This is a genomic window from Paenibacillus sp. FSL R5-0407, assembly GCF_038009185.1.
In the GTDB taxonomy this organism is placed as follows: Bacteria; Bacillota; Bacilli; order Paenibacillales; family Paenibacillaceae; genus Fontibacillus; species Fontibacillus vini.
Genome location: NZ_JBBPAX010000002.1, coordinates 41,281 through 65,508, shown reverse-complemented (window position 1 = coordinate 65,508; position 24,228 = coordinate 41,281). Strand labels below are relative to the sequence as shown.

Sequence of the window (24,228 nt, the reverse complement as noted above, 5' to 3'; positions counted from 1 at the left end):
TGGTAAATTATTGTATGGAAAACGCTTACATAAAATCGATGGCAAACGAGAGGGGAGTAATGAGTTCATGAGTAAAAAGCATCATCGTTCTTTTTTATCGCTGACGATGGCTGTGGCTATGTTGGTATCGATCTTTTCGTCGGTAGCTTCGGCCGATTCGAAACCGGTCGCGGCTTCCAAGGAAAATGCAGCAATCAACATTCAGGCTTATGTCGAGGACATGCAGCCAGGCTGGAACCTGGGAAATACGCTTGACGCTACGGGAGACGACGAGACGAGTTGGGGCAATCCCCGCGTTACGAAGGAATTGATTCAAGAAATTGCCGGCCAAGGTTATAAGAGCATCCGCATTCCGGTGACCTGGGGCCAGCACATGGGTGAAGCACCCGACTATAAGATCGATCCGGCGTATTTAAACCGGGTAGAGGAAGTTGTAAACTGGGCTCTGGAAGCCGATCTGTACGTCATGATTAATATGCATCATGATTCCTGGCAGTGGATCAGCCATATGGAGAAGAATCATGACGAAGTGCTCGCAAAGTATAAATCGGCATGGACTCAGATCGCCGACCGGTTTAAGAACCATTCCAACAAGCTTATGTTTGAAGCGATCAACGAGCCGCGGTTTACGGATGGCGGGACTACGGATCATGCCAAGCAATATGAAATGCTGGAAGAACTGATCACTTCTTTCCATCATATCGTTAGAAATTCCGGCGGACTCAACGCGGAGCGCCCCTTGGTGATTCCGACCCGCGAGACTTCGCCGCAGCAGGAAGATTTGACGGTTCTGTACAACACGATCAATAAGCTTAACGATAAGAATTTGATTGCAACCGTACATTTTTATGGTTTCTGGCCGTTCAGCGTGAACATTGCCGGGTACTATAAGCTGGAGAAGGATACGCTGAATGATTTGACAACCACTTTTGACAACGTTTACAACACGCTGGTCGCCAAAGGAATCCCGGTTATCCTTGGCGAATACGGGTTGCTCGGCTTCGACAAAAACACTGGTGTCATCGAGCAGGGCGAGAAACTGAAGTTCTTCGAGATTTTGACCAATTATCTTAAAGAAAAGAAAATTACGCATATGCTGTGGGATAACGGGCAGCATTTTGGCCGGACTACGTTTAAATGGTCTGACGAGCAATTATTCAACATTATGAAAGCCGGGTGGACAGGACGTTCGTCCACTGCCGAAACCGATCTGATTTACCTGAAGCAAGGGGCGGAAATTCAAGATGCGAAAATCCAGCTGAATCTGAACGGAAACCAGTTGACCGGATTGTTCGCGGGCAGCGAAAAACTGGTTCAGGGCGAAGATTACGAATTGAACGGGGAAGAGCTGATTCTTAAAGCCAGCCGGCTCACGAAATTGACGGCGGCCGGACATTTGGGCCAAAACGCTATTGTCAACGCACGTTTCAGCTACGGTCCGGAATGGAATTTTAAAATCGTTGTCAACAAAACGCCTGAGCTCTTCAATGCCTCCGGGTCCACTGAAGAATTTGCGATTCCTACAGTATTTAACGGGAACCAGCTTGCCACGATGGAGGCGGTATATCCTGGCGGCGGGAATGCCGGACCGCAGGATTGGACTTCTTTCAAAGAGTTCGGATACACCTTCGCACCTTCGTTCGCGACCGACCAAATCAAGCTTTTGCCTGAATTTTTCAAAGAGGTGAAAGACGGAGAGGTCATTCTGAAATTCCATTTCTGGAGCGGCGAGATTGTGAATTACAAGCTCACAAAGAAGGGAACCGTCGTGAAGGGGCAAGTTTCGGCAGAATAAAGGATTTGTAATCGAAGTCCTGTGCCTGTAAAGGCCTGGACTTCTTTTTTTCGTAACGGAGTGAATGTGCGAACTACTTATTTTATCTCAAGAAACCTCTTGTCCGGCTTGGAATATTAAGGTATGATAGTGTCCTTCTTGCAAAATCGCCTTGTCTGAAGTGGACGGATTTCAGCGTCTATTATGCTTATCGGAGGTGCTATACTTATGCTCTATTTCACGCTGGCTTCCAAAGCCTATGCCCGCAACCTTCAATACCGCGGCGCGCATATGGTGCACAATCTCGCTAGCGCCATGTTCGGGTTCATGTACGCGTGCATCTGGATCGGCCTGGGCCGGGATCACCCTTTGGGGGAATACGGAACGCAGGGAATGGTCGGCTACATCGCCTTTACCCAGGCGGCGCTCTGGATTACCAGCTTCATCTCGAACGGTCTCGGTATTCCGCAAGCCGTCAGGACCGGTCAAATCTCGCTTGATCTGATGCGTCCCGTTCATCTGTTCAGCCATATGGCGGCCAGGGAATGCGGGCAAATCGCCTACCAGCTTCTTTACAAATCCATTCCGATTTATCTCCTGTACTTTTTTGTGTTTTCGCTTCAGACTCCACAGCATGGAATTACTTATTTGCACACCGCTGCCGGATTGGCCGGAGCTGCTTACTTATCCATTTGCTTGAATTATCTCATAGGAGTCAGCGCATTATGGACAACCGAGTCGTCATGGCTTTATTGGGGCAATCACGCGCTTATCAATCTGCTTGCCGGATTTTTTATTCCGCTCGAATGGCTGCCGGGACCGCTGGAGAGTCTGGCCTGGATGTCTCCTTATCCTTATCTGTTATATGTGCCCACGACTGTGTATCTCGGCTATGGTAATGCCTTTTGGTTATGGGGAACCCTGTTTTGGTGCGCGCTTCTGACGGTTCTCTGTCTTCTGGCGACCAAAGTGGTGCGACGGAAAGTGGAGGTGCAGGGAGGATGAAGCTTAAATCCTGGTTGACCTTGTACCGGCTGTTGATCCGCACCAGTATCCGAAGCCGGATGCAATATAAGTTTAATTTCCTGCTTGCGGCGGTGTTGGCCGCCCTGATCCAGATCTCCGAGTTTCTGATGGTCGCGATTGTACTGCATAAATTCGGCGCTATCCAGGGTTGGTCCATCTATGAGGTGGGTTATTTATTCGCGGTAATGACCTTGTCCAAAACACTGTACCGGACCTTTGCCGATGAGGTGCATCATTTGGAAAAATACCTCGTCAGCGGCGATTTCGATCAGCTCTTGACCCGGCCAATGCCGGTGCTGCTTGCATTGATGCCGCAAAATTTCCGGATTATGCTCGGCGAAGTGTTGCAGGGCGGGTTCATCCTTTGCTGGTCCCTCGGAGGGATGATGAAGGGCGGGCAAGTCGGTTGGACCGCTGTGCCATCCACTTTGTTTATTATTGGCACGGGCGCGGTCATCTTGTTCTCGATCGGTCTCGCGACGGCTACGATCGGCTTTTGGACTACACGGATCGGCGAACTGCAGACATTCACGGAGGATGCGGCCCGTACAGCGGCACAGTACCCGCTCTCGATATATCCCAAGTGGATGTCCTCTCTGCTGCTGATCGTAATCCCGGTAGGCTTCGTGAATTACATTCCGTCCCTTTATATTTTACGGGGCGAGTTGGGGGCATGGGTGCTCGCGGCATCGGCAGGCGTGGCGATCGTCTGTCTTGCGGCAAGCCTGCGCTTCTGGCGGTTCGGCATCACTAGATACCAAAGTACGGGAAGCTAGGGGAGGGGTTAAGCAATGATCGAAGCCCGGAATTTATATAAAGAGTTTAAGACCCCGGTTGTTCGGGAAGGCCGATTTTCCGGCATACGCACGTTATTCTCCAGGGAATACCGGCATAAAGAGGCGGTGCGCGGCATCAGCTTTCAAGTGGAACGGGGAGAATTTGTCGGCTATATCGGTCCGAACGGAGCGGGAAAGTCGACCACGATAAAGATGTTGACCGGGATCCTGCACCCCACCTCCGGCGAGGTGTCCGTGGGCGGCTGGAACCCGCACAAGGACCGCCGGAAAGCGGTGCGGCAGCTCGGCGTCGTGTTCGGACAGCGGAGTCAGCTTTGGTGGGATCTTCCGGTTAAGGATTCCTATGATATTTTGGCTCAAATGTACGATGTCAGCCCGGCCGATAAAAATCAAAGATTGAATCAGTTTGCAGAGCTGCTGGATCTGAATGAATTTTGGGAGACGCCAGTGCGAAAGCTGTCCCTTGGTCAACGGATGCGGGCGGATATTGCAGCCGCCATGCTCCATAATCCCGAGCTGCTGTTTCTCGACGAGCCGACGATCGGGCTGGATGTGCACGCGAAAGTCAATATCAGGCAGTTTTTGCGCACACTGAATCAGGATTTCGGCAAAACGATTTTGCTGACCACGCATGACATGGACGATATCGAACAGCTGTGCAATCGGGTCATGGTCATTGATCACGGGCAACTCACGTATGATGGAACCATCCCGTCCTTGCGGGAGATGATCGGGCTGCCGACATCCATCCGGATCAAGTTCCGTGGGGCTTATCATGTACCGGAGGATTTGGACCGCCGCGCTCATTCTCATTTGTTCCGTGTGACGGGCATGGAGGACGATACCGTTATGATCGAGGCAAACCGTACCGAGGTCAGCACGATGGAGATCATCCGAATCGTGGGCACCTGGGGCGAGATCGACGATATTGCGATGGAGGAGCCGGAATTTGAGGAGGTTATCCGCAGCTTTTCCGCCTCCTGAGCCAGAACTTGACATTTCTACCTGCTCAAATTACATTTAATACAAACTATAATATACGCGAATGACGATTATGGGAGAGCCCGCCATCCTTGCAGGAATGAGCGGCACCGAAGGAGCAAAGGGCAGGCCTTGCGCGCCAGTCATGAATCTCTCAGGTAACAGGACCATAATCCGACGCGACTCTGGAGAGAGCGTTCAGCCACCCAAGGGGTACGTGTCCGAGTGATGAGGGACATTAAACTTTCTGGTAACCGGGACAGAGAAGAGGCAATTGGCCTTTTCCTGTCCTTTTTGCATGACTTGACTTTCTTGAGGAATAAGAGCAGCCGGGGGAGATATCGATGCGATTCAAGAATGTGTTCTCAATTATCGGGCCGGCGATGATCGGCCCGTCCAGCTCCCATACCGCCGGAGCGGTACGGATCGGACGCTTTGCAAGACAATTGCTCGGTGCCGAGCCGACGGAGGCCGATATTTGCTTCTATGGTTCGTTTGCCGAGACCTTTAAGGGGCATGGCACGGATCTTGCGGTAGTGGGCGGTATCCTGGATTACCGCACGGATGACGAGCGGATTCGCAATTCTCTGCAAAACGCGGAGGAGGCCGGAGTGAACCTGCACTTTTCAACCGGCACGGCGCCTGGAGCTCATCCGAATACAGTAAAAATAAATTTGACCTCCGGGGAAGAGCGATGCGAAGTGATTGGGGCTTCCATCGGCGGGGGGACCGTCGTGATCCGCAACATTAACGGATTCGAAGTGAAGAGCTCCGGCGAGCTGCCTACGCTGGTGGTGGCTCATGCCGACCGTCAGGGCGTGCTGGCAGGGATTACCGCTTTGTTTAGTAAAGCGGACGTCAATATAGGTTATATTATTACCGACCGGAAGGGCAGGACAGGAGAAGCGCTTACTGTGGTGGAAGCGGACTCGGCCATTCCTGAACCGCTGATTGGCGAGGTTACCTCATTGCCTTACGTCAGCCGGGTTTCATATATTCATCTGACTTAGGAGGGAGCGGGTACGATGCGGTTTCGCAATTTGCAGGAACTCATGGAACTGTGTGAGAGTGAATCCAAGACGATTTCGGAAATTATGATTCAGGATCAGTCTGAAGAGACCGGCCAATCCGCGGCCGAGATAATGACGGTCATGACGGAATATTACCAAATCATGAAAAGCGCGGTGCATAAAGGATTGACGGAGGAAACGAAATCGCCCAGCGGATTGACGGGCGGTGATGCCAAAAGGGTGGAGGCATACCGGAAGCGTGAAGAATCGTCAGCAGGAGACATCGCCTGCCAGGCGATGGCTTATGCCCTGGCCGTGTCGGAGGTCAACGCTTCCATGGGGCGGATCGTCGCGACGCCGACGGCAGGCTCATGCGGTATCATTCCCGGCGTATTCGTAAGCGCCCAGGAACGTTTCGGCTGGGACGACGAGCATCTGGTGCGGGGGCTGTTCTGCGCCGGGGCGATCGGTTACGTGATCGCCAACAATTCGTTCATCTCCGGCGCCGAAGGCGGGTGCCAGGCGGAAGTCGGCTCGGCGATCGGCATGGCGGCCGGGGCTATGGTGGAACTGCGCGGAGGCACGCCGGAGCAGGCGGTGCATGCGGTCGGGCTGGCTCTTAAAAATACGCTCGGCTTGATCTGTGATCCGGTCGGCGGCCTCGTCGAAATCCCCTGTATCGTCCGTAACGGATTCGGGGCAGTCAATGCGCTGGCGGCTGCAGATATGGCGCTGGCCGGTGTGCGAAGCGCCATTCCGTCCGACGAGGTGATCGACGTGATGCTGGAGGTCGGCTCCGCCATGCCGAGCCGGCACCGGGAGACCGCCCAAGGCGGTCTGGCTCAGACTCCGACCGGCCGCAAGATCATGAAGGAACTGCGAGCACGCAAAAAATAGCCGCCCTTTTGGGCGGCTGTTTTTTTATACTGAAATTATGTTATACCTCTTCGGCATTCCAGGCCATCTGTCAGGTTGTACAGTTATTTTGAGATTAAACCTGTTGCTTGGTTGTCATAAACGTTTTTACCGCAGGAGGTTCATAAGATAGAAATTGATCCAGCAGTCCTTTGGGAGTCGTGTCGCTAAGCGTCATGGAACGGAACTTTTCCTGAAGGAACTGCTCGTCGGCCATATGATTGATCATGGTGATCAGGGGATCGTAGTAACGGTTCGTGTTCAGCAGTCCGCAGGGCTTGCGATGCAGGCCCAACTGCGCCCATGTGAATATTTCGAAAAATTCGTCCATCGTGCCCGCTCCTCCTGGCAGAACCACGAAGCCATCCGCCAGTTCGGCCATCTTGGCCTTTCTTTCGTGCATGGAATCCACGATATATAGTTCGGACAGGTTCTTGTGAGCAATTTCCCGGTTTTCCAAAAAAGTCGGCAGCACGCCGATGGCTTCTCCGCCTTCCGCAAGCACCGTATCGGCAACAGTACCCATCAACCCCACGCTGGAGCCCCCGTAAACAAGAGTAAGCTTCCTTGCAGCCAGTTCTTTGCCCAGCTCGGCCGCCCCTTGGCCGTAAACTTCAGATGCTCCGGCACTTGATCCGCAAAATACGGCTATTCTTTTCATTCCATCGCCTCCTTAAGTTCATTAAAATTATAGCCTACTTCTTAAGCTTGTTGAATAACCGGACTAGGCTCTTTTGTAAATTGTAAAAGACGTTTATATACTTCGGAGAGCATGATATTTTGAATCTAATACTAGATATGCATGTAGGAGGTAATGTAATGAACCATTCTGCGATAAGCAGAACCATTCGAAATTTCAGACAGGATGATATGCAACTGCTGGGCGATTTATATACAGCCGTAAGTTCTAGAGCCAATGCCGTGTTTTGGTGGGTAGGGAATGAAGAGAATTGGAATAACGTGTACTGTGCATTTGAAAACGGCAGAATGGTAGCCAAAGGCCAGGTAGGCGTCATTAACTCGGTCCCGCCCGGACGTTCCCCGGACAGCAGGCACTCGATTTATCTCAATCTGAAGACACTCCCGGAACGGGAGACGGACGCGGAATTGCTGGAACAAATCTACGCTTGTCTCGTTGACCGGGCCTATGAATTGAAAAGTACTTTGTCGCCGGAATACGGTACGAATTTATGTCTCGGAAATGATGCATCGGAAAAAGAGAACAGCTCGTTTTTCATAGAGAAGGGCTTTATCCATCTGAACAGTTTGTTTCGCATGAATCGCAATCTGTCGGAACCGATTTCCGATTTCGAACTGGATAAGGAGTTTGATTTTTCTTGTTGGGACATGGCTGCTCCCAGTGAAGAGGATGAATATCTGAAAATCGAGAGTGAAGTATGGCCGGATACCCCGCTCGGCAAAGATAGGCTTGCTCAATATAAGGGGAATACGCTTTGGACTTCCATGGTGGTCCGGAAAGAAGGGGCGGTAGCCGGAGGGTTGATGGCCTGGAAAGAAGAAGATACCGGTGTTATTGAGGACGTATTCGTTCGTGAACCTTGGCGAAAGCGGGGGCTAGCGAAATATTTGCTTACTGAGGCTCTGAGGTATTTGAAATCCAACAATCTTAAAAACACATACTTGATGGTTTTAACATCTAACCAGTCGGCGTTGTCCCTCTATGAATCTGTCGGTTTTTACCCGGTAAGCGAGGAAATCAGGTATTTCATAGAAATGAATTAAATATTGAAATATGTAATAAGGGGCTACCTATGCAGGTAAGCCCCTGAAATGCGTAATTGGTTATATAGCTTCGGCAGTTTCCGGCTGAAGCTTAGGGGTGACAACCGAGACGAGAAGTTCATTTTCGGAAGATATAAGGAGGACACCTTCAGGTAGTTCCAGATCACGCACGTACAAAGAGTCTCCGATTTCGAGATGACTTATGTCGGCCAGAATCGACGCTGGAATTAGTTCAGGTAAGGATTCGATCTCAATGAACGTGCTTTGTGTTTGAACGATGCCGCCCAGCTTGGAGCCCTTAGCGATCCCTGCATATTCGATATTGATCTTGGTACGGACCCGTTGATCTTTATCCACGCGAAGAAAGTCCGCATGAATATATTCCTGGGTTACCGGATCCCGCTGTACGCCTTCCAGCAGAACGAGAACTTGGTCTTGTGCGCCAAGGTCCAATTCTACCATACCGCCGCTGCCGCTTCTTACCCACTTTCCAAATTGTTTAGCGGAAAGGTGGATCATGTCATTGTCTTCACCTAGCCCGAAAATGACAGCGGGAAGTCTTCCCGATTCCCTTAGACGCTTCAAGCCCGTCTTATTCGTTGGCGTGCGCCGTTCTACCTGAAAACTTGTTCTCATCATCATAAACACTCCTCTTAGAAATGGTATTTCATGCATTCAAAATCTATCGTCTTTGCGACTACGGATTCCGCCCCCCGTAGCAGGGGAAGCACGAGCACCATTACATCACCGCCTTTAGACATTTAATGTAAAAATCCCGCAAAATACGCGAGAAGGCACCTCGTTCCGAAGGAACGAAATGCCTTGTTTATAGCTACCATATCATAGAAAGCAGGTTCTGTCGAACATGCTGTGCAATAGTAAAGAGCACTTTGCGATGAGAAAATACATCCTTCCTCGGACTGATCGCTTCCCGACTTAAGACCGGCTGCAATTACCGTCCTAGGTCCATTTTGTCATTTCTGAATTCGCCTACAATAAAACATGAGGGCGGGGAAGGTATTTCCTGGAAAAAAGGCGATATACGAGGAGATGGATAAGTGAACAAGTTAATCGAATTCAGAAATGTAATGAAAGAGTCTTTAAAAAGTGTAGAATAAGACGTATTACTTACTACTAGCTGAAGCTGAAAAGCCCAGACACTAACTTTATCTGGGCTTTTTCGAAGTAGATCAGTAATCAAGCAGACGACCATAATCATTCCATTGACCGTACATTTTATTATCTCGGGTGTTATTTATGAATTTCTCCAGCCTTCTCCGATATAATTCCGGCTGATTTTTATTGCTCTGGATCGTATCGATCCGAACCCTTTTATAAAGATCCGGAAAGGCCAGGAAATTTTCGTAGACTTGTTTTTCCTCTTTCAGCCTTTGCTCAATAACCTCGTTAATCCTAAAAGAATCGTAAGCCATATCCGGGAGGACCGTTCTTCCTTCATCTCTCATGAGCCCCAGCTTTTCCAGGCGGCGGACCCGTTCCTTATTCAATTCAGTCCATGATGAATTCTTACTTCGGGGTGACATTCTCTGAGCCAGTTCAGTTTCTGATATTTTCTTTTTCACAGAATCGATCCAGCCAAAGCACAACGCTTCCTCAACGGCGTCCAAATATAACAACTTATCAGGGGCGGGGGACATGCTAACCAAAACCCAGCAAGACTTGGCGGTCTTACTATTGTCCTGCAGCCAGCATCTAAATTCTTCTCTTGATTTTGCTGGAATTAAGTTATCCATTCTCATCCTTTGTGTTGGAGATCACACTATCCAGAAATTGATCCGCATCACTATTGAATTTCCAGGAAACCCCGAATTTATCGACCAGCATCCCAAAGCAGGAAGACCAAGGCGTATGGGATAACGGCATGATGACATGGCCGCCAACCGACAGCTTACTGAAGTATTCGTCCAGTTTTTGTTGATTGTCATTGATCAGACTAATAAGCGCATGATTTCCTTTTACCAACTCACCGGTTACCGTCTTCATGGAAGGTAGCAGATCCGACATCATCATTTTCCCGCTTGGAAATGTTATGGAAGACTCCATGATCATATCCAGCTCATTTTCCGGCAATGGATAGTTTGGATCTTGCGGGAAATCCTTGAATTTCACCTTTTTAACTTCTGTTGCACTTAAAGCCTCGGAATAAAATTCAATCGCCTGTTCTGCATCTCCGTCAAAATTTAAATATGTAACAGCTGACATAGGGTAAAACCTCCTTCATGTGATGAGTGTAGTATAATTCATCATAGGTGACATACGATGGTCACCATTCGTGAAATTCTTCAAAAAAGAGGGGAAGTTTTATTTGGAAAAGATCGAGCGATTGATAGCTATAATCATGATCTTGCTGAAAAAGGATATCGTTTCAACCAAAGAATTCACCCAGCTGTTCAACGTTTCCAAAAGAACGATTCTTCGGGATATGGAAACTCTGAGCTTATCAAATATCCCCATCTATGCTGTCCATGGGGTTAATGGGGGCTACGGTCTTATGGATGAATACAAGGTGGACAAACGACTTTTAAGCAGCTCCGACTTAGAGAATATATTGACTGCACTCGGCGGATTGGAACAAATTCTAATTAGCGAGGAAGTGGAAGTAACCATCAAAAAAATAGAATCCATGGTAAGCCCGTTGTCTCTGAAAAGTTCAATTGAACTGTCATTTTACGATTGGGAGGGGAGGTCTGAGATTCTTCAAACCTTGAGGATCTGCCAGGAATCCATACTAAAAAGCAAGTTGATTTCATTTGATTATATAGATAAAAGTGGCATGAAAAGTAATCGGATTGTCGAGCCCTATCAGCTTCATTTTAGCGAGTCGAGTTGGTATTTGAAGGGATTCTGTTTGGATCGTCAGAAATATAGAACGTTCAAATTATCCCGGATCGATCATCTTCAGGTAGATGAGGAGACATTTAACCCTCGTGACTATTTATTGGAACAAGAACATACCTCGGGGTATCAACCGCAATTAGTCGAGGTCAAGGCGTTGATTTCGCCCAGCGTAAAAGATCAATTCATTGAAAGATACGGTCGAAAGAGTATTGAAAATTACAATTCTGAACTTCTTTTAGTAACCATCTATGTTCCGCAGGACAGTGCCGGGTTTCAGTTTTTGGCGAGCTTCGGTACCCATTTAGAAATCGTAGAGCCTAAAACGTATATTGAAGATTTTCGAAAATTTTTAAATCAAATGGTGGAGAAGTATGGCTGAATTGGAATGAGATCAGGAAATCAGAAAAAGACACGGAAGATCAATTCCGTGTCTTTCAGGAACAGGTGCTTAACCAGGTTTCGGCAGCCCCATCAAAATGGACTCTATTTCTGACGCAGGCATCGGTTTATAGAAATAGTATCCCTGAATCTCATCACACTGGTATTTGTTAAAAAACTTGAATTGCGACTCCGTTTCGACCCCTTCGGCTATCACATTAAGGTTCAGGTTTTTAGCCAGCTGAATAATCGTCTTTGCTATAGCCTCATCTTTATTCCCTTTTGCGATGCCGCGTACAAACTGCATGTCAATTTTGATCCGATCTACGGGCAATGTCTTTAATCGACTTAAAGAAGAATACCCGGATCCGAAATCATCCACAGAAATCGTTACTCCCAGCCCCTTCAATTTATGAAGTGCATGGATAAGATGATTATCTCCTTCCGCTGCAGCACTTTCAGTGATTTCCAATTCCAGATATTTCGAATCAAGGCCTGTTTCACTAAGTGTTCTGTCAACAATACTAAGCAGATTCCGATCCTGAAACTGTACAGTAGAGAGATTCACAGCCATGCGTACAGGCGGCAGCCCCATAGCCTGCCACTCCTTGTTCTGCCGGCATGCCGTCTCGAGAACCCACTGCCCAATCGGGATAATCAGTCCGGTATGTTCTGCCAAGGGTATAAATGTAGCCGGTGAAATCATTCCTAATTCCGGGTTGTTCCAACGGACCAAAGCTTCAAGACCTACGATTTCTCGGGTTTCAACACTCACCTGGGGCTGGTAGTAGAGGACAAACTCATTTCTTTCCAGCGCCCTGTACAGACTGTTTGTCAGTTGTGTTTGCTGCAGTACTTCCTCTTTCATAGCCGATGAGCATAAGGTCGTTTGATTCTTTCCTTTTTCTTTCGAAGCGTACATGGCGAGATCGGCATTCTTAATCAACTCTTCCGTACTTTCGCCATCTGCAGGATATACTGCGATACCCGCACTGGACGTAATGAAGAATTCCTGTCCTCTGATCATTACAGGCTGAGAAATCGACTTCATGATCGTATCTGCGATCTCCATAATGTTTTCCACTCGATCCATTTTGGCAAGCTGGATTAGAAATTCATCCCCTCCAAAACGCGATACTATATCATGCGGCCTCAAACACCTGGACAGCCTGCCTGCCACCTGTTTTAGCATCTCATCTCCGCCAAGATGGCCTAGGGTGTCATTAATGACTTTGAAAGAATCGAGATCAATGAAAAGAACACCAATGAGGTCTCCGGTTTCCTTAGCTGCTTGGATCGTCTGTTCGAGATGTTTTTTGAACAAGGTATGGTTAGGAAAACCTGTCAAAGCGTCGTAATACGCCATATAGCTTATTTCTTTTTCGGCTTCCAATTTGACCAGTGCATCTGACAATAAATTGGCCAGAATCCTTAGCAACTCCTGATGATTTTTTCCCCAGGTTTTTGCCGCCTTAACGGATACAAAGAACAAGATACCCAGAATTTTACCTTTATTTCTTACGGTAATGGACATTAGCGATTTCATATTACGAGCGTAAAATAATTCTTTTTCACCACGGGCCTCTGGGGGAAGCTGTTCCACGTCCGAAATATTTAACAGGTTCGTCTTCAAGATCTCATTCTTCCACCAGGGAAATGCTTCGCCGGTCAACTCGGGTATACTGTCGATCACGGATTCGACGCCTTCATTGCACCATTCATATTTAATTTGCTCTTTACCTAATCGGATGAAGACCGTCCGATCTACTTGGAAGTGTCTCCCGCTCAATTCCAACAGTTCATTGATTTTCTCATCCAGATCTGATTCCGTGACTTTAACAAAATCCCCCGAAATTTGAGAAACCATCTTCTGAAACTTGATCTGAGCTTCATTTTCTTCAAGACGCTGGATATATACCCGGTTGACGAAATAAGCCAGCCAAAGGGTGATACCCAGGATGCCGATTCTCGCAATATAATCCGATCCATCCACCTGAACGATGGCCTTCGGTACACTCACCCAAATGAAAATTTGCGTAGCCAGAATGGAAAGACCTATCCAAAGAATCATAAACCGCTTGTTGAACACAACGGACAGCATGATAACAATAAAAGGAGTGGCCCATACTGTAATACTTGCCGTATCAATAAAATGAAGCGCGATCAGAAGGAGGGACACTAACATGATAAGAACGAAGCTGTATTCTTTAATGCCCGCCTTAATAGGCAGAAATTTAATGATCGTCAATAAAGCGCCTATGGCAAAAAGGAAAAAACTGAATGATAAAATTATGTTGAGATGAGGAAATTGCTGATTGAAAAAATATTGTGAAGCGAAATTCAACATTCCGCCAATGATGCACACGAAGGACATTATTTTTATAAATCTGTCCATGTTTACTTCACTCAATATTTTACCCGGCTCAACTCTATCGCTCTTTCCCAGACCCAATAATCCATACCGCCTGATGGCGTAGAAAATAGCTGTGGTGGGCAAAAGTACAATAACCGGCGCCATTTGAGGAAGCGGATATGAAGTATATGTATTAAGAATCACATCTGTCATCGTCCCCAATACCATAGCTACGATATAAGAGATCATAAACAGGTATGCCTGCTTTTTCTTTAACGGGTCTCTTGTCCTTATGCCCCAATTTCCGAGCATTATCAATCCTGAAATGGTAAATAAAATATAGTATAGGTTGAAATACAAGTCGCCCCAGCCGCTCGCCGAAACATTAACCCAGCCCGCCGCAGTCTCAACCAGCTTGTAATGTTCCCTTGCCGTATCACTAAAACCAAAAGCAAAAACGTTCACCAACGCTGGCAGGTACAGCAATACATAAGGCCATTTTTTCTTCAGAATTCCAGTTCTCTCCGTCAGGATAAGATAAAAATTCAGCAGTATGCTATATACCGTTCCCCAACCGACTGAAGCCAGTCTGCGCCAAAATAGAGCCATCTCGTAATCCTGCGCTGAATTGGCAATAGAGAAACTGAACGCCCATACGGAAAGGGATACACATGCTGCAAAATATAGCCGGTTTAGCATGCTTTTCGTGTTGAGGGAGATGGTGTAGATCCCCAACATAAAATAGATGGCAAAAGCAATAAAAAACGCCAGGGAATAAACATAAGGTAGTGACATTTCGGCCCCTCACTTTTCCGTATACTGTGACTGTCTTAGAGAAACCTAAATAAATTAGACCATATCTACTATTTCGGTAAAAATATGAATCTTGATTAGTGCTAATTTCCTAAGTTTCCTTGGTATATTTACCTAATAATTGCGTTCAAGAAAATGGACTCCGTTAGCTCTATTTCGTCCAGGGTTGCCAAACAAACAAACGTATCCGCTAAAGCCGCAAGATATTTCGATTGACAATAGCTTAATCCTTCAAGATAATACTCATTAGTAATATAATTATTGCCTTGGCAAGAACTATTTCTGCTTGATTATTGAATGATCAATAGCTTAAAGAAGGGCCAGGTATGTATCTGAAGGAGGATATTCACCTTATGAAATTGCGGGAAAGGCTAAGATTAAAGGAAGCATTCATGTTTGTTATCGCATTCATTTTCTTTCTATCTTTCAGTGGGATTGTTGCCAAGCAACCAGTTGAAGCAAGCGAGAGGGGGATCGACTATTCGGACGGGAATTACCGCCTATCAGAAAGATTGAGTCGTGGACAAGCCGCGGTCATTCTAGCCAGAGCTCTGCAGCTCAACTTGGAAGATCCAAATGCTCCCCATTTTCAAGATGTGAATGAAAGCTCCGAAAATTACAATTCGATTGCTGCTATCGTAAGTGCCGGAATATTCCAAGGATATTCAGATGGAACTTTTAAGCCGGACCAATCTCTTACCCGTGCGGAAATGGCGAAGATTCTCGTAGTTGCCTATCAGTTTTCGAAAGAGGAATTAGTAGTAAACCCCTTCGAGGATGTATCCTCAAAGAGTTGGTATGCTCCTTACTTGACTCCATTGATCCAAAATAAGATTACATTAGGTACTTCACTGACAACTTACTCGCCTAACGGTGTAGTAACCCGTGGAGAAATGGATTTATTTATTTCCCGTTGTCAACAAATCTCCCAACATTTATCAGAACGGGTCATTGAGTCGGAATTGATAACCATCACTTCGGATTCTGTTCAACTGGGGAACGAAAGCTTTGTATTAACGGATGCTCAAAAAGCCTGGATTACACCTGATAATCTTCCCTTATTTAACAAATCACGAATAAGAGCTCATATTATTGGAGGGAAAATAAGCCGTATTGAATCTGTGACTCTAAACACAAGTGGCCAATTAAAGGATGAAAAAAATAATCCGAAAGTAGTTTTATCAGCTAACGGGGCCGTTATTGATGCAACTGTGATTTTAAAGGGTGACGATTTATCCATTAAAGACGCTACTATAACAAGGGATTTAGTTATTGAAATTGATGCGCAAAACAACTTTTACCTTGAGAATGTGGTCGTAAAAGGTTCGACGATCGTATCAAAGCGGAAAGACAAAAATAATAAGAATATCAATATCAATCGTAGCCAAACTCCCAAATTGCATTTTCACAAATCAGTCCTGCAATTTGTTCAAGTTCCTTTAGATCGGATTACTCTTGAATTAACCGGTGGGACTCAAACTAACGAAATAAATCTTTTAGCTGAAGCTAGTATCAAGACAGACGCAAGTACAATCATCCCTATCGTCAGAATTGGAACGGGTTCCTTAAATACGGGATTAAATGCAAGAATAAATTCACTTTTCATCGAGAATATGAATAGCAGAATTACTCTTGGAACCGACGCGAAAATTGAAGATGTGCGCATTGAACTGAAAAATAATGTGAAATCCATTTTTTACGACTATGAGTTGGTAAAACATAAAATTGTTAGAATTAATGGGGTTCCAAATATAGAGGTGCAGCCTCCGGCCGGCGGTGGTGGAGCAAATAATGGGTCATCTGGCACGGGAGAACACTCTAAATTAATTGCGGCTCAAAATGCGGTCGCTTCTTTATTCACGGATAGTACAAAAACAGCGTTGAAAGCGGGTGTAGACCAGGCAGCTATTGAAGATGCTATTGCTAAAGTAGCTTTATTGGCCGATGGTGTCGAGAAGACTGCTCTTTTAGAAGCAATTAAAATAGCCCAAGGTTTACTAAATCCAATCTTGGCGGCGCCGGCTTTAACGGGGACAATTCCGAAACCTGACACTGTGCAATTTACATTTACGGACGATGCGGTCTGGAGAGACGGGATTACCGGAATATATATGAATGGTAACTCGCTCCCCATCCATAGTTCCAGGGTGAATAAGTCGACTGCCGGAAAGATCGACATAGATCTTACAGGCGGTTCGCTGAAACCGGGAACGAACAAGTTTCTAATCAAAGCCGAGGGGTATGGAGATGTTGAAGTAACGATCGAAGTGCCCGCACCGCAAGCGGCGCCGGTATTAACGGGGACAATTCCGAAACCTGACACCGTGCAATTTACATTTACGGACGATGCGGTCTGGAGAGACGGGATTACCGGAATATATATGAATGGTAACTCGCTCCCCATCCATAGTTCCAGGGTGAATAAGTCGACTGCCGGAAAGATCGACATAGATCTTACAGGCGGTTCGCTGAAACCGGGAACGAACAAGTTTCTAATCAAAGCCGAGGGGTATGGAGATGTTGAAGTAACGATCGAAGTGCCCGCACCGCAAGCGGCGCCGGTATTAACGGGCACAGTTCCGAAACCCGACACCGTGCAATTTACATTTACGGACGATGTGGTCTGGAGAGACGGGATTACCGGAATATATATGAATGGTAACTCGCTCCCCATCCATAGTTCCAGGGTGAATAAGTCGACTGCCGGAAAGATCGACATAGATCTTACAGGCGGTTCGCTGAAACCGGGAACGAACAAGTTTCTAATCAAAGCCGAGGGGTATGGAGATGTTGAAGTAACGATCGAAGTGCCCGCACCGCAAGCGGCGCCGGTATTAACGGGGACAATTCCGAAACCTGACACCGTGCAATTTACATTTACGGACGATGCGGTCTGGAGAGACGGGATTACCGGAATATATATGAATGGTAACTCGCTCCCCATCCATAGTTCCAGGGTGAATAAGTCGACTGCCGGAAAGATTGACATAGATCTTACAGGCGGTTCGCTGAAACCGGGAACGCACCAATTTCTATTCAAAGCCGATTGGTATGAAGATGTTGGAGTAGCAATCATTATAGAATCTTGATTATAATAAGCATAGTTGTAATGATAGAGATACTTATTTCACTGGAGTTGTTCCAACTTGAAAAAAAGAGGTCGGCAAATCGGTGCGGATGGAGAAAAAAGCAGAGAACTGCTTTTGAAGATCGCAGCAAAACAATTTTCTTTATTTGGATTCCATGATACGAAAATCAGCGCAATCGTAAAAGAAGCCAATGTCACGCAGCCTACATTTTATCTGTATTTCAAAAGCAAAGATGCAATTTTTCAAGAATTGATCGATTTGTTTAAAGTTGAATTGTTTACTAGAGTTGGACAAAGCAGACTCCCTTCCGGAATTGATAGGTCAGGCCTGCTGCAACGAATCACCCATAATATTGCTTTGGTGTTTCAGATATTTCAAGAAAATGAACATGTTGCCCGGATCGGTTTTTTTCTCTCGGCGGATGCTATTAAAATAAAGGAACAAATGGCGAAGCGGATTGAAGAAAATCTTGCCGTAGAGGTGGAAAATGGTTACTTTGATTCTACTATCGATATTAACCTTGTTGCCACGGCAATCGTGGGTGTTATTGAACACCTTACATTAACAAAATTATGGGCGGGCTTAAAGACGCCGGAAGAGCTCTCCAAAGAAGTAACCAGACTCTTCTTGTACGGATTAATAAGGGAGAACAAGATTAACGGAAATGAACCGGACCCTGTTCTTGAATAATCAGATGCAAAAGACGCAAAGGAGTAGGATTCCTTTGCGTCTTTATTATTGCTTTGGACTGTACAGGTACTTTTAAGCTTCTTATAAAAGTTACTTCTTTACCAGCGAGACACAGCACTCCACATGACTGGTCTGCGGAAACATATCGACCGGCTGCACCCATTCAACCTCGTAGCCGCCGTCCGTTAATACTTTGCAGTCCTTGGCCAGCGTGGAAGGGTTGCAAGACACGTAGACGAACCGCTTCGGCTTCGTGCGGAGCACCGCTTCAAGGAAGCGTGGGTCCAGACCGGTGCGCGGCGGATCGGCGACGATGACGTCCGGGGCGTAGCCGGCCTTTGCCCAGCGCGGAAGCAGGTCTTCCGCCTGGCCCTGGTAGAAGGTCGTATTCGTGCGCCCGTTGCGCGCAGCATTCTCCTTCGCATCCTCCACGGCCTCGGGGATGGACTCGATCCCGCGGATCTCGCGCGCGTAAGGGGCGAGCCACAGGCCGATCGTTCCTGTACCGCAGTAGGCGTCGACCACCGTCTCCCGGCCGGTCAGCTTGGCAGCGGCGCGCACCGATTCGTAAAGCTTCACCGTCTGGATCGGATTAAGCTGGAAGAAAGCGCGCGGGGACAAGGTGAAATCCAGGTCGCCGAGCGACTCCTGGATACTGTCCTCGCCCCACAGGATGAACGTCTTATTGCCGAACACGAGCGACGTGTTCTTCGGATTGACGTTCATCGCAATGCTTGTCAGCTCGGGCATCGCGAGCCTGAGCTCCTTGACAAGCTGCTCGCGCTGCGGCAGCTTGTCGCTTGATGTGACCAGCGTCACCTGCAGCTGGCCGGACTGGAATCCCCAGCGGACGACGATGGTCCGCACCAGTCCCTGGTTGCTCTTCTCCCGGTACACCGGGATTTGGAGCCGCTGCAGGACATTCCTTGTCCGGTCCACCGCTTCGTTGACCTTCGGATGCTGGATCGGGCAGCCCGTAATATCGATGAGCCGGTGCGAATCCATGGCGTACAATCCGGCGATCATGCCTTCCTGCTGCATGCCCAATTGGAGCTGGGCCTTGTTGCGGTAATCCCAAGGATGATCCATGACGAGAATCGGCTTCATCCGGAGATCCTGAAACCCGGCATACCGGGAGAAGGCTTCTCGGACAATATCCTCTTTGGCAGCCATTTGTCCTTCATAGGACAGATGCTGAATCTGGCATCCGCCGCAGATGCCGAATACCGGACAAGGGGCGTCAACCCGATGGGGGGAACGCTTCTCGATGTCCGTGATTTTGGCGGTGATATATTTTGGCTCCGCACGGATGACCTCGGCCTTGATGACTTCGTCCGGCAAAGCTCCCTGGATAAATACTGCTTTGCGGCGGTAGTAGCCGACCCCTTCGCCGTTAATGCCAAGCCGCTTGATCGTTACGACGATTATATCGCCGGCCCGAAGCTCCTCCGCCGTTTGCCGGTTGGAGATCCGGGAATTGGGCTTGGAATGATATGTCTTTTCGTTCTTGGATTTTTTCATACTATGTTAAATTCTCCATTTTGTTAGTTTTGTCCGACTTAACTATACCACGCAAACTGGACAAGCACCATGATTCCCGCGGCCGGACTACGATTAATTCTTGTCAAAGACAAAAGTCATCCAAGCCACAGAAATACAAGAAACAACGCAAGTGCGCCAGACAAATTAATCCATCCGAAGATTGAAGAATAAGTTATTTCCTTGTTTTTATGTTCGGTTTTGTAAATTTTACGGTCCACTGTCAGCAATAACAGTCCTGACACAAGAAACATGATGCTGTCAAAGCCGATGACCCGGATCATGGTGGATTCCCCCTAGTTTTTTAGTCCGATGCGGCGGATTTTCATATCGAGCCGAACCTCGACCGGAATGTTTGCGTAAATATATTCCCAATCCGGTTTATCGTGGACATGTTGTTTCCAGTAAGCCGGTTGATGTGCACGGACGAATTCCCCGATGCCGAGAATGTCCGAATGTTTGAGCTGGGTATCCCGGATCAGCTTATTTACGATTTTAATACCATCTTCGGCAAAGGTCTTCTCAACGAGATCCAGCTTGTCGGGCGAATCAATCTCCGAAGCCGACCCGAAATGTTCCGAGATCATACCTTCCAATTTGATATTCAGATAAGCTTTGGGAATTCCGTTTTGGATTTCAACCTTCATGTTCGTATGCCGCTCCTGGGTTTTCACCATTACGAAGCCCATCTCCGGGACTTTGACCAAAACGGAGTACCCGCCGGGGTCCATTCCTTTGGCCGCCATGAATCCGCCGATTTCGATAGGGCTGGTTGTTCCGACTAGCCGGCCTTCGCTGAAATAAGCCATTCCCTTGATCAATATATTTTCTTTTCCTCGGATTGAAATGTAGGGGAGATAGCCGTCTTGCCCCCATTTGGACTCCGCAGTCCAAAATACGCCCAAATAATCCAGAGGGAATTTACCGGTCTTCACGGCCTTCTCAACCATGGACAGCAGGTAAAGGGTGGGGACGCGCTCCAGCGGCGGGGCAACGTCCATAATTTTTGCGGCTTCCACATCGGATACGAGGAGCCAGGTCCGGCGTCGGACTTCGGGATTGCGCCGGAGATAATCGTTAAGATCATCAAGTCCCTGTTTTGCGATCGCTTCGCTGATGACGATAACGCGTAAATGGATCAAATATCTGGGGTCTGCGATTTGCTGCTGCAAATTGTTCAGTGCATCGTCCAGACTGTGTCCGACCACTTGAACGACCCAAACTGAATTTTGGGTGCCTTCCCCGCTGGTAGCGCTGCTCGGGCCGAGCGGAACCCGGCCGGGAACGGCAATTTGCGCAGTAATGCGGATCATCTTGTTCGGCAGCTCCCCCTTTTCATGGGTCACATTGGTTTCCTTTTCCATGGTTTCGGGTGGAGCCTCGTCGATCGCCAACCCGAGAACCAGCGCCCTGTCTTCGATCTCCAGACTGTCCCAGCATCCCGTCAAGAGGACTCCGCAGCAAACGAAAAGCAGGCTAAACAGTCCTGTTTTGACAATATTATTCATGGGTCACGCCTCCTTTTCGGCGAAGGAGTGAAATGATAAGCAGCAGAAGAGGATAACAGGTCAGAAATAGTAAACCGCTAAATTCCAAGCTCTGGACGATATTTCGCTCCCGGAATACGTCTTGCGGCAGCAGGGAAATTCCCAGCAAGACAGGTAGCAAAAACGAAGAGGTAAGGCGCTGATCGGCAAATCGAAACAATTTGCTGAACGCAAAAGAAGCCAGGTAGTAGCTGGAATATAGCGTGGTGTACACGGTAACGAACCAGATGATGATAAATATGGCGTCAAATCGTTCCAGCACCCCTCCTCCTAGGGAAATGGAACGGGACAGTTCAAGCGTGGGATAGAGCAACAGCTTAGTCTCTTCGGAACCATAGATGCCGAGGACCGAGAATACCATGAGAATATAGAGTCCGCCGCTGATGAATATCCCGTAAGTCCCCGATTTCAGGGCGGATTCGGGCTTTTTCATATAAGGAATTAGGATGGTGACGATAAAAGACCCAAGAAACAAGGAAGCCGCTTGAAAGAGGCCGGGGTTAAACTTCATCGGGGCATTACCGAGCAACGGCTGCAGACTCAGTAAATCGATTCTTTGCAAAGAAATCAGCATGAGCAGCAGGTACGGAAAAAAGATAAAAGGAAAGTAGAAGATATGGATAAAACTGAACTTGACGATGTCGCGCCGGCAGGATAATGCGGTCGTCAATAAAATCAGGATGATGCACACCTCAATTGGCGTTTTGCGAAAAACAACGGTGGACAGGACATCCCCGAATTGGCGGGAAGATAGGGCGGATGATACGGCAAAAAAGAGGAACAGGAGCAGGTTTGCCGCTTTGGCAGGCCATTTTCCGATAAGCAATTGCCCATATTCAAAAATGCTCTGTCTTTTGAAGCGCAGCCCTAATAAGATGATTAGCCACAGCGGAATCAGAGCGGCCGCGAGACCGCACAAGGCCATCAGAGGGGCGCCGCTTCCTGAGGCTTCGGCCATCGATCTGGGAAAGCTTAGCACGCCTACCCCGAATGTTGTACTAGCGACGACGATTGCGGTTTGGGTCGTTGAGATTTTCTGGTTCCTGTTCATTGGAATTCCCCTTTGACTGGAATATGCCATCGATGTAGGACTGTGTCTTCCTGTAAGGCGCCCGGGTGGCATCGATCGGGTGAAGATGGGAGGGCCGCCGGTTCATCCACCATAACGGCGCTCTGAATAGTGTGTCGGTTAGCCGCTCTCTCATGCCGGTAATCAGAGATAAGAGATACGGCCTTCCGAATGATTCCAGGTAGAGTAAATGATTTATGATAAAAACGGCACCGATCATGACGCCGTATAAGCCGAATAGCCCCGCCAAAAAGATCAGTGGAAAGCGGAGCATCCGGAGGGCGATAGCTACGTTATAAGCTGGCGTGGCGAACGAGCCGATCGTGGTCAGCGCAACGATTACGACAGTGATGGGGCTGGCGAGACCGGCAGATACGGCGGCTTGGCCGACGACGAGTACGCCGACGATAGACAAAGCCCCGCCGATCATCTGCGGAAGGCGAATCGTTGCTTCACGCAAAATCTCCATGGAAACTTCCATAATAAACACTTCAAGGACGGCCGGAAAAGGAACGCCGGCCCGGCCGCCCGATATCGCCACGGCAAAATCGGTGGGCAATAGCTCGGGGTTGTACGAAATTACGGAAACGTACAGTGAAGGAAAGAACAAGGAAAACAACAGGGCGATCAGCCTTATGAACCGGACGAGGCTTCCGATGATGAATCGTTCGGAGTAGTCGTCGATGGTCTGGAAGAATTGATCGAGCAGGGCCGGAATGATCAAAGCGAAGGAGGATCCGTCAACCATAATGACGACGCGGCCTTCCAGCAAGGCGGCGACGGTTTTATCGGGCCGCTCCGTATTCTGGATTTGCGGAAACGGCGAAATCGGCTGATCCTCGATAAACTGCTCGATGTAACCGGCATCGATGATCCCGTCGAAATTGATTTTGGAAATCCGAAGCATCACCTCCGACACGAGCTCCGGATCCGTGATGCCTTGAATATAACAGACGGCCACACGGGATTGGGTTCGCTGCCCGACCGGCCCGGTTTCGATCTTGAGGTCCGGAGTTTGCAGCCGGTACCGGATCAGCGCCAGGTTAGTGTCGAGCAGTTCGATGAATCCCTCGCGTGCGCCGCGGATTACTTGTTCGGTCTGGGGCTGTTCGATGCCCCGTTTTTCAATCTGGCGCATGGCAAAGGCTATCGACTGTTCGCATTGGTCCAGAAGCAGCACCACGTAGCCGGAAGAGACCAAATCGAAGAGCCGGGATATTTCGGAGCATTTTTGGCCATCGCTGATATAGATCGTTTCATTCCAGAGCCGGTCGAGCAGATGCTCCCTTAATGGCTCTTCATCATCTTTAACTTCGGGTTCCTGCCATTGCATAAGCGGCTTTAGTACGTTCTCCCGAATGCCCTTCTGGTCGGTCATCGAGGACAGGAAAACAAGAGCCGCCTTGAATCGGTTAGCAATGAGAAAATTACGCACGCTAAGGTCGCCATTGACGCCGATCGCTTGTTCAATCTTGGCCAGATTATCGTCAAGCGAGGGGCTCAAAGGAAGGGAGAAGCCCCGACTAGCGGCGGCTTCCCCGGAACCGGAAGAGCTCTTCTCTTGATCTTTATAAGCCCGATAGGTCTCGCTCCACTTTTTCACGGCGTATTCCTCCAATAAAATAAGGACCCTCTCTTAAGGGGT

General features: G+C 48.1%; 20 protein-coding genes and 1 riboswitch. Of the genes, 10 read left to right on the top strand and 10 right to left on the bottom strand.

Annotated features, from left to right (window positions below; genetic code table 11):
• Positions 1-67 precede the first annotated feature (67 nt).
• The 6 genes from NYE70_RS19700 (at position 68) to sdaAA (ending at position 6,485) form a co-directional block, all read left to right on the top strand.
• Positions 68-1,795, top strand: a complete 1,728-nt coding sequence (locus NYE70_RS19700) for a cellulase family glycosylhydrolase (RefSeq protein ID WP_341047682.1) — start codon at positions 68-70, stop codon at positions 1,793-1,795.
• Between the two features lie 207 nt (positions 1,796-2,002).
• Positions 2,003-2,779, top strand: a complete 777-nt coding sequence (locus NYE70_RS19695) for an ABC transporter permease (protein WP_341047680.1) — start codon at positions 2,003-2,005, stop codon at positions 2,777-2,779.
• On the top strand, positions 2,776-3,576 hold the full coding sequence (locus tag NYE70_RS19690; protein WP_341047678.1) for an ABC transporter permease: 801 nt from the start codon (positions 2,776-2,778) through the stop codon (positions 3,574-3,576). The genes NYE70_RS19695 and NYE70_RS19690 overlap by 4 nt, the downstream gene beginning before the upstream one ends.
• 15 nt (positions 3,577-3,591) lie before the next feature.
• Entirely contained in the window at positions 3,592-4,581 is a 990-nt protein-coding gene (locus tag NYE70_RS19685) for an ABC transporter ATP-binding protein (protein WP_290406879.1), read from the top strand.
• Positions 4,582-4,642: 61 nt separating this feature from the next.
• A riboswitch (glycine riboswitch) is annotated at positions 4,643-4,758 on the top strand.
• Between the two features lie 164 nt (positions 4,759-4,922).
• Positions 4,923-5,588, top strand: coding sequence for an L-serine ammonia-lyase, iron-sulfur-dependent subunit beta (sdaAB, locus tag NYE70_RS19680; protein ID WP_211021995.1), 666 nt, complete (start codon positions 4,923-4,925; stop codon positions 5,586-5,588).
• A gap of 15 nt (positions 5,589-5,603) precedes the next feature.
• On the top strand, positions 5,604-6,485 hold the full coding sequence (gene sdaAA, locus NYE70_RS19675) for an L-serine ammonia-lyase, iron-sulfur-dependent, subunit alpha (protein ID WP_211021997.1): 882 nt from the start codon (positions 5,604-5,606) through the stop codon (positions 6,483-6,485).
• A 94-nt stretch (positions 6,486-6,579) separates the two neighbouring features.
• Here the strand turns inward: sdaAA and NYE70_RS19670 are convergent, their stop codons facing one another.
• A complete protein-coding gene (locus tag NYE70_RS19670) occupies positions 6,580-7,164 on the bottom strand; it encodes an LOG family protein (protein ID WP_211021999.1) in 585 nt (194 codons plus the stop codon).
• A gap of 158 nt (positions 7,165-7,322) precedes the next feature.
• Here NYE70_RS19670 and NYE70_RS19665 point away from each other — a divergent pair, with 158 nt between their 5' ends.
• A complete protein-coding gene (locus NYE70_RS19665; RefSeq protein ID WP_244861633.1) occupies positions 7,323-8,246 on the top strand; it encodes a GNAT family N-acetyltransferase in 924 nt (307 codons plus the stop codon).
• Between the two features lie 60 nt (positions 8,247-8,306).
• Here NYE70_RS19665 and NYE70_RS19660 read toward each other — a convergent pair whose 3' ends face one another.
• The 3 genes from NYE70_RS19660 to NYE70_RS19650 all read right to left on the bottom strand — a co-directional run bounded on the left by NYE70_RS19660 (position 8,307) and on the right by NYE70_RS19650 (position 10,469).
• The gene (locus tag NYE70_RS19660; protein WP_341047673.1) at positions 8,307-8,888 is read right to left on the bottom strand and encodes a 50S ribosomal protein L25; all 582 of its coding nucleotides are present in this window, start codon (positions 8,886-8,888) and stop codon (positions 8,307-8,309) included.
• A 548-nt stretch (positions 8,889-9,436) separates the two neighbouring features.
• Positions 9,437-10,006, bottom strand: coding sequence for a YdeI/OmpD-associated family protein (locus NYE70_RS19655; protein ID WP_341047671.1), 570 nt, complete (start codon positions 10,004-10,006; stop codon positions 9,437-9,439).
• Positions 9,993-10,469 (bottom strand): VOC family protein, encoded by a 477-nt coding sequence (locus NYE70_RS19650; RefSeq protein WP_341047670.1) that lies wholly within the window; start codon positions 10,467-10,469, stop codon positions 9,993-9,995. Before NYE70_RS19650 ends, NYE70_RS19655 begins: the two co-directional genes overlap by 14 nt.
• Before the next feature lie 103 nt (positions 10,470-10,572).
• Between NYE70_RS19650 and NYE70_RS19645 the strand changes: the two genes are divergently transcribed.
• Positions 10,573-11,484: a helix-turn-helix transcriptional regulator gene (locus tag NYE70_RS19645; protein ID WP_211022006.1), complete on the top strand. Its 912-nt coding sequence runs from the start codon at positions 10,573-10,575 to the stop codon at positions 11,482-11,484.
• Between the two features lie 69 nt (positions 11,485-11,553).
• On the opposite strand, the gene NYE70_RS19640 is transcribed toward NYE70_RS19645, so the two are convergent.
• A complete protein-coding gene (locus NYE70_RS19640; RefSeq protein ID WP_341047668.1) occupies positions 11,554-14,631 on the bottom strand; it encodes an EAL domain-containing protein in 3,078 nt (1,025 codons plus the stop codon).
• A gap of 371 nt (positions 14,632-15,002) precedes the next feature.
• On the opposite strand from NYE70_RS19640, the gene NYE70_RS19635 reads away from it, so the two are divergent.
• Both NYE70_RS19635 and NYE70_RS19630 read left to right on the top strand, forming a co-directional pair.
• Entirely contained in the window at positions 15,003-17,738 is a 2,736-nt protein-coding gene (locus tag NYE70_RS19635) for a hemoblobin-interacting domain-containing protein (RefSeq protein WP_341047666.1), read from the top strand.
• 57 nt (positions 17,739-17,795) lie between these two features.
• Positions 17,796-18,428, top strand: a complete 633-nt coding sequence (locus NYE70_RS19630) for a TetR/AcrR family transcriptional regulator (protein WP_290406870.1) — start codon at positions 17,796-17,798, stop codon at positions 18,426-18,428.
• A 90-nt stretch (positions 18,429-18,518) separates the two neighbouring features.
• Here the strand turns inward: NYE70_RS19630 and rlmD are convergent, their stop codons facing one another.
• The 5 genes from rlmD to NYE70_RS19605 all read right to left on the bottom strand — a co-directional run bounded on the left by rlmD (position 18,519) and on the right by NYE70_RS19605 (position 24,186).
• On the bottom strand, positions 18,519-19,949 hold the full coding sequence (gene rlmD, locus NYE70_RS19625) for a 23S rRNA (uracil(1939)-C(5))-methyltransferase RlmD (RefSeq protein ID WP_341047665.1): 1,431 nt from the start codon (positions 19,947-19,949) through the stop codon (positions 18,519-18,521).
• 116 nt (positions 19,950-20,065) lie between these two features.
• Positions 20,066-20,251 (bottom strand): CLC_0170 family protein, encoded by a 186-nt coding sequence (locus NYE70_RS19620; protein WP_290406868.1) that lies wholly within the window; start codon positions 20,249-20,251, stop codon positions 20,066-20,068.
• Positions 20,252-20,263: 12 nt separating this feature from the next.
• Positions 20,264-21,475: a Ger(x)C family spore germination protein gene (locus NYE70_RS19615; RefSeq protein WP_290406867.1), complete on the bottom strand. Its 1,212-nt coding sequence runs from the start codon at positions 21,473-21,475 to the stop codon at positions 20,264-20,266.
• On the bottom strand, positions 21,468-22,565 hold the full coding sequence (locus NYE70_RS19610; protein WP_290406866.1) for a GerAB/ArcD/ProY family transporter: 1,098 nt from the start codon (positions 22,563-22,565) through the stop codon (positions 21,468-21,470). Before NYE70_RS19610 ends, NYE70_RS19615 begins: the two co-directional genes overlap by 8 nt.
• The gene (locus NYE70_RS19605) at positions 22,513-24,186 is read right to left on the bottom strand and encodes a spore germination protein (RefSeq protein ID WP_341047662.1); all 1,674 of its coding nucleotides are present in this window, start codon (positions 24,184-24,186) and stop codon (positions 22,513-22,515) included. The genes NYE70_RS19610 and NYE70_RS19605 overlap by 53 nt, the downstream gene beginning before the upstream one ends.
• Between the last annotated feature and the right edge of the window lie 42 nt (positions 24,187-24,228).

What these genes read in the sequence shown, in the direction of transcription:
- NYE70_RS19700 (WP_341047682.1), top strand. Translation starts at nt 68, where the DNA reads ATGAGTAAAAAGCATCATCGTTCTTTTTTATCGCTGACGATGGCTGTG.
- NYE70_RS19695 (WP_341047680.1), top strand. Translation starts at nt 2,003, where the DNA reads ATGCTCTATTTCACGCTGGCTTCCAAAGCCTATGCCCGCAACCTTCAA.
- NYE70_RS19690 (WP_341047678.1), top strand. Translation starts at nt 2,776, where the DNA reads ATGAAGCTTAAATCCTGGTTGACCTTGTACCGGCTGTTGATCCGCACC.
- NYE70_RS19685 (WP_290406879.1), top strand. Translation starts at nt 3,592, where the DNA reads ATGATCGAAGCCCGGAATTTATATAAAGAGTTTAAGACCCCGGTTGTT.
- sdaAB (WP_211021995.1), top strand. Translation starts at nt 4,923, where the DNA reads ATGCGATTCAAGAATGTGTTCTCAATTATCGGGCCGGCGATGATCGGC.
- sdaAA (WP_211021997.1), top strand. Translation starts at nt 5,604, where the DNA reads ATGCGGTTTCGCAATTTGCAGGAACTCATGGAACTGTGTGAGAGTGAA.
- NYE70_RS19670 (WP_211021999.1), bottom strand. Translation starts at nt 7,164, where the DNA reads ATGAAAAGAATAGCCGTATTTTGCGGATCAAGTGCCGGAGCATCTGAA.
- NYE70_RS19665 (WP_244861633.1), top strand. Translation starts at nt 7,323, where the DNA reads ATGAACCATTCTGCGATAAGCAGAACCATTCGAAATTTCAGACAGGAT.
- NYE70_RS19660 (WP_341047673.1), bottom strand. Translation starts at nt 8,888, where the DNA reads ATGATGATGAGAACAAGTTTTCAGGTAGAACGGCGCACGCCAACGAAT.
- NYE70_RS19655 (WP_341047671.1), bottom strand. Translation starts at nt 10,006, where the DNA reads ATGAGAATGGATAACTTAATTCCAGCAAAATCAAGAGAAGAATTTAGA.
- NYE70_RS19650 (WP_341047670.1), bottom strand. Translation starts at nt 10,469, where the DNA reads ATGTCAGCTGTTACATATTTAAATTTTGACGGAGATGCAGAACAGGCG.
- NYE70_RS19640 (WP_341047668.1), bottom strand. Translation starts at nt 14,631, where the DNA reads ATGTCACTACCTTATGTTTATTCCCTGGCGTTTTTTATTGCTTTTGCC.
- NYE70_RS19635 (WP_341047666.1), top strand. Translation starts at nt 15,003, where the DNA reads ATGAAATTGCGGGAAAGGCTAAGATTAAAGGAAGCATTCATGTTTGTT.
- rlmD (WP_341047665.1), bottom strand. Translation starts at nt 19,949, where the DNA reads ATGAAAAAATCCAAGAACGAAAAGACATATCATTCCAAGCCCAATTCC.
- NYE70_RS19620 (WP_290406868.1), bottom strand. Translation starts at nt 20,251, where the DNA reads ATGATCCGGGTCATCGGCTTTGACAGCATCATGTTTCTTGTGTCAGGA.
- NYE70_RS19615 (WP_290406867.1), bottom strand. Translation starts at nt 21,475, where the DNA reads ATGAATAATATTGTCAAAACAGGACTGTTTAGCCTGCTTTTCGTTTGC.
- NYE70_RS19610 (WP_290406866.1), bottom strand. Translation starts at nt 22,565, where the DNA reads ATGAACAGGAACCAGAAAATCTCAACGACCCAAACCGCAATCGTCGTC.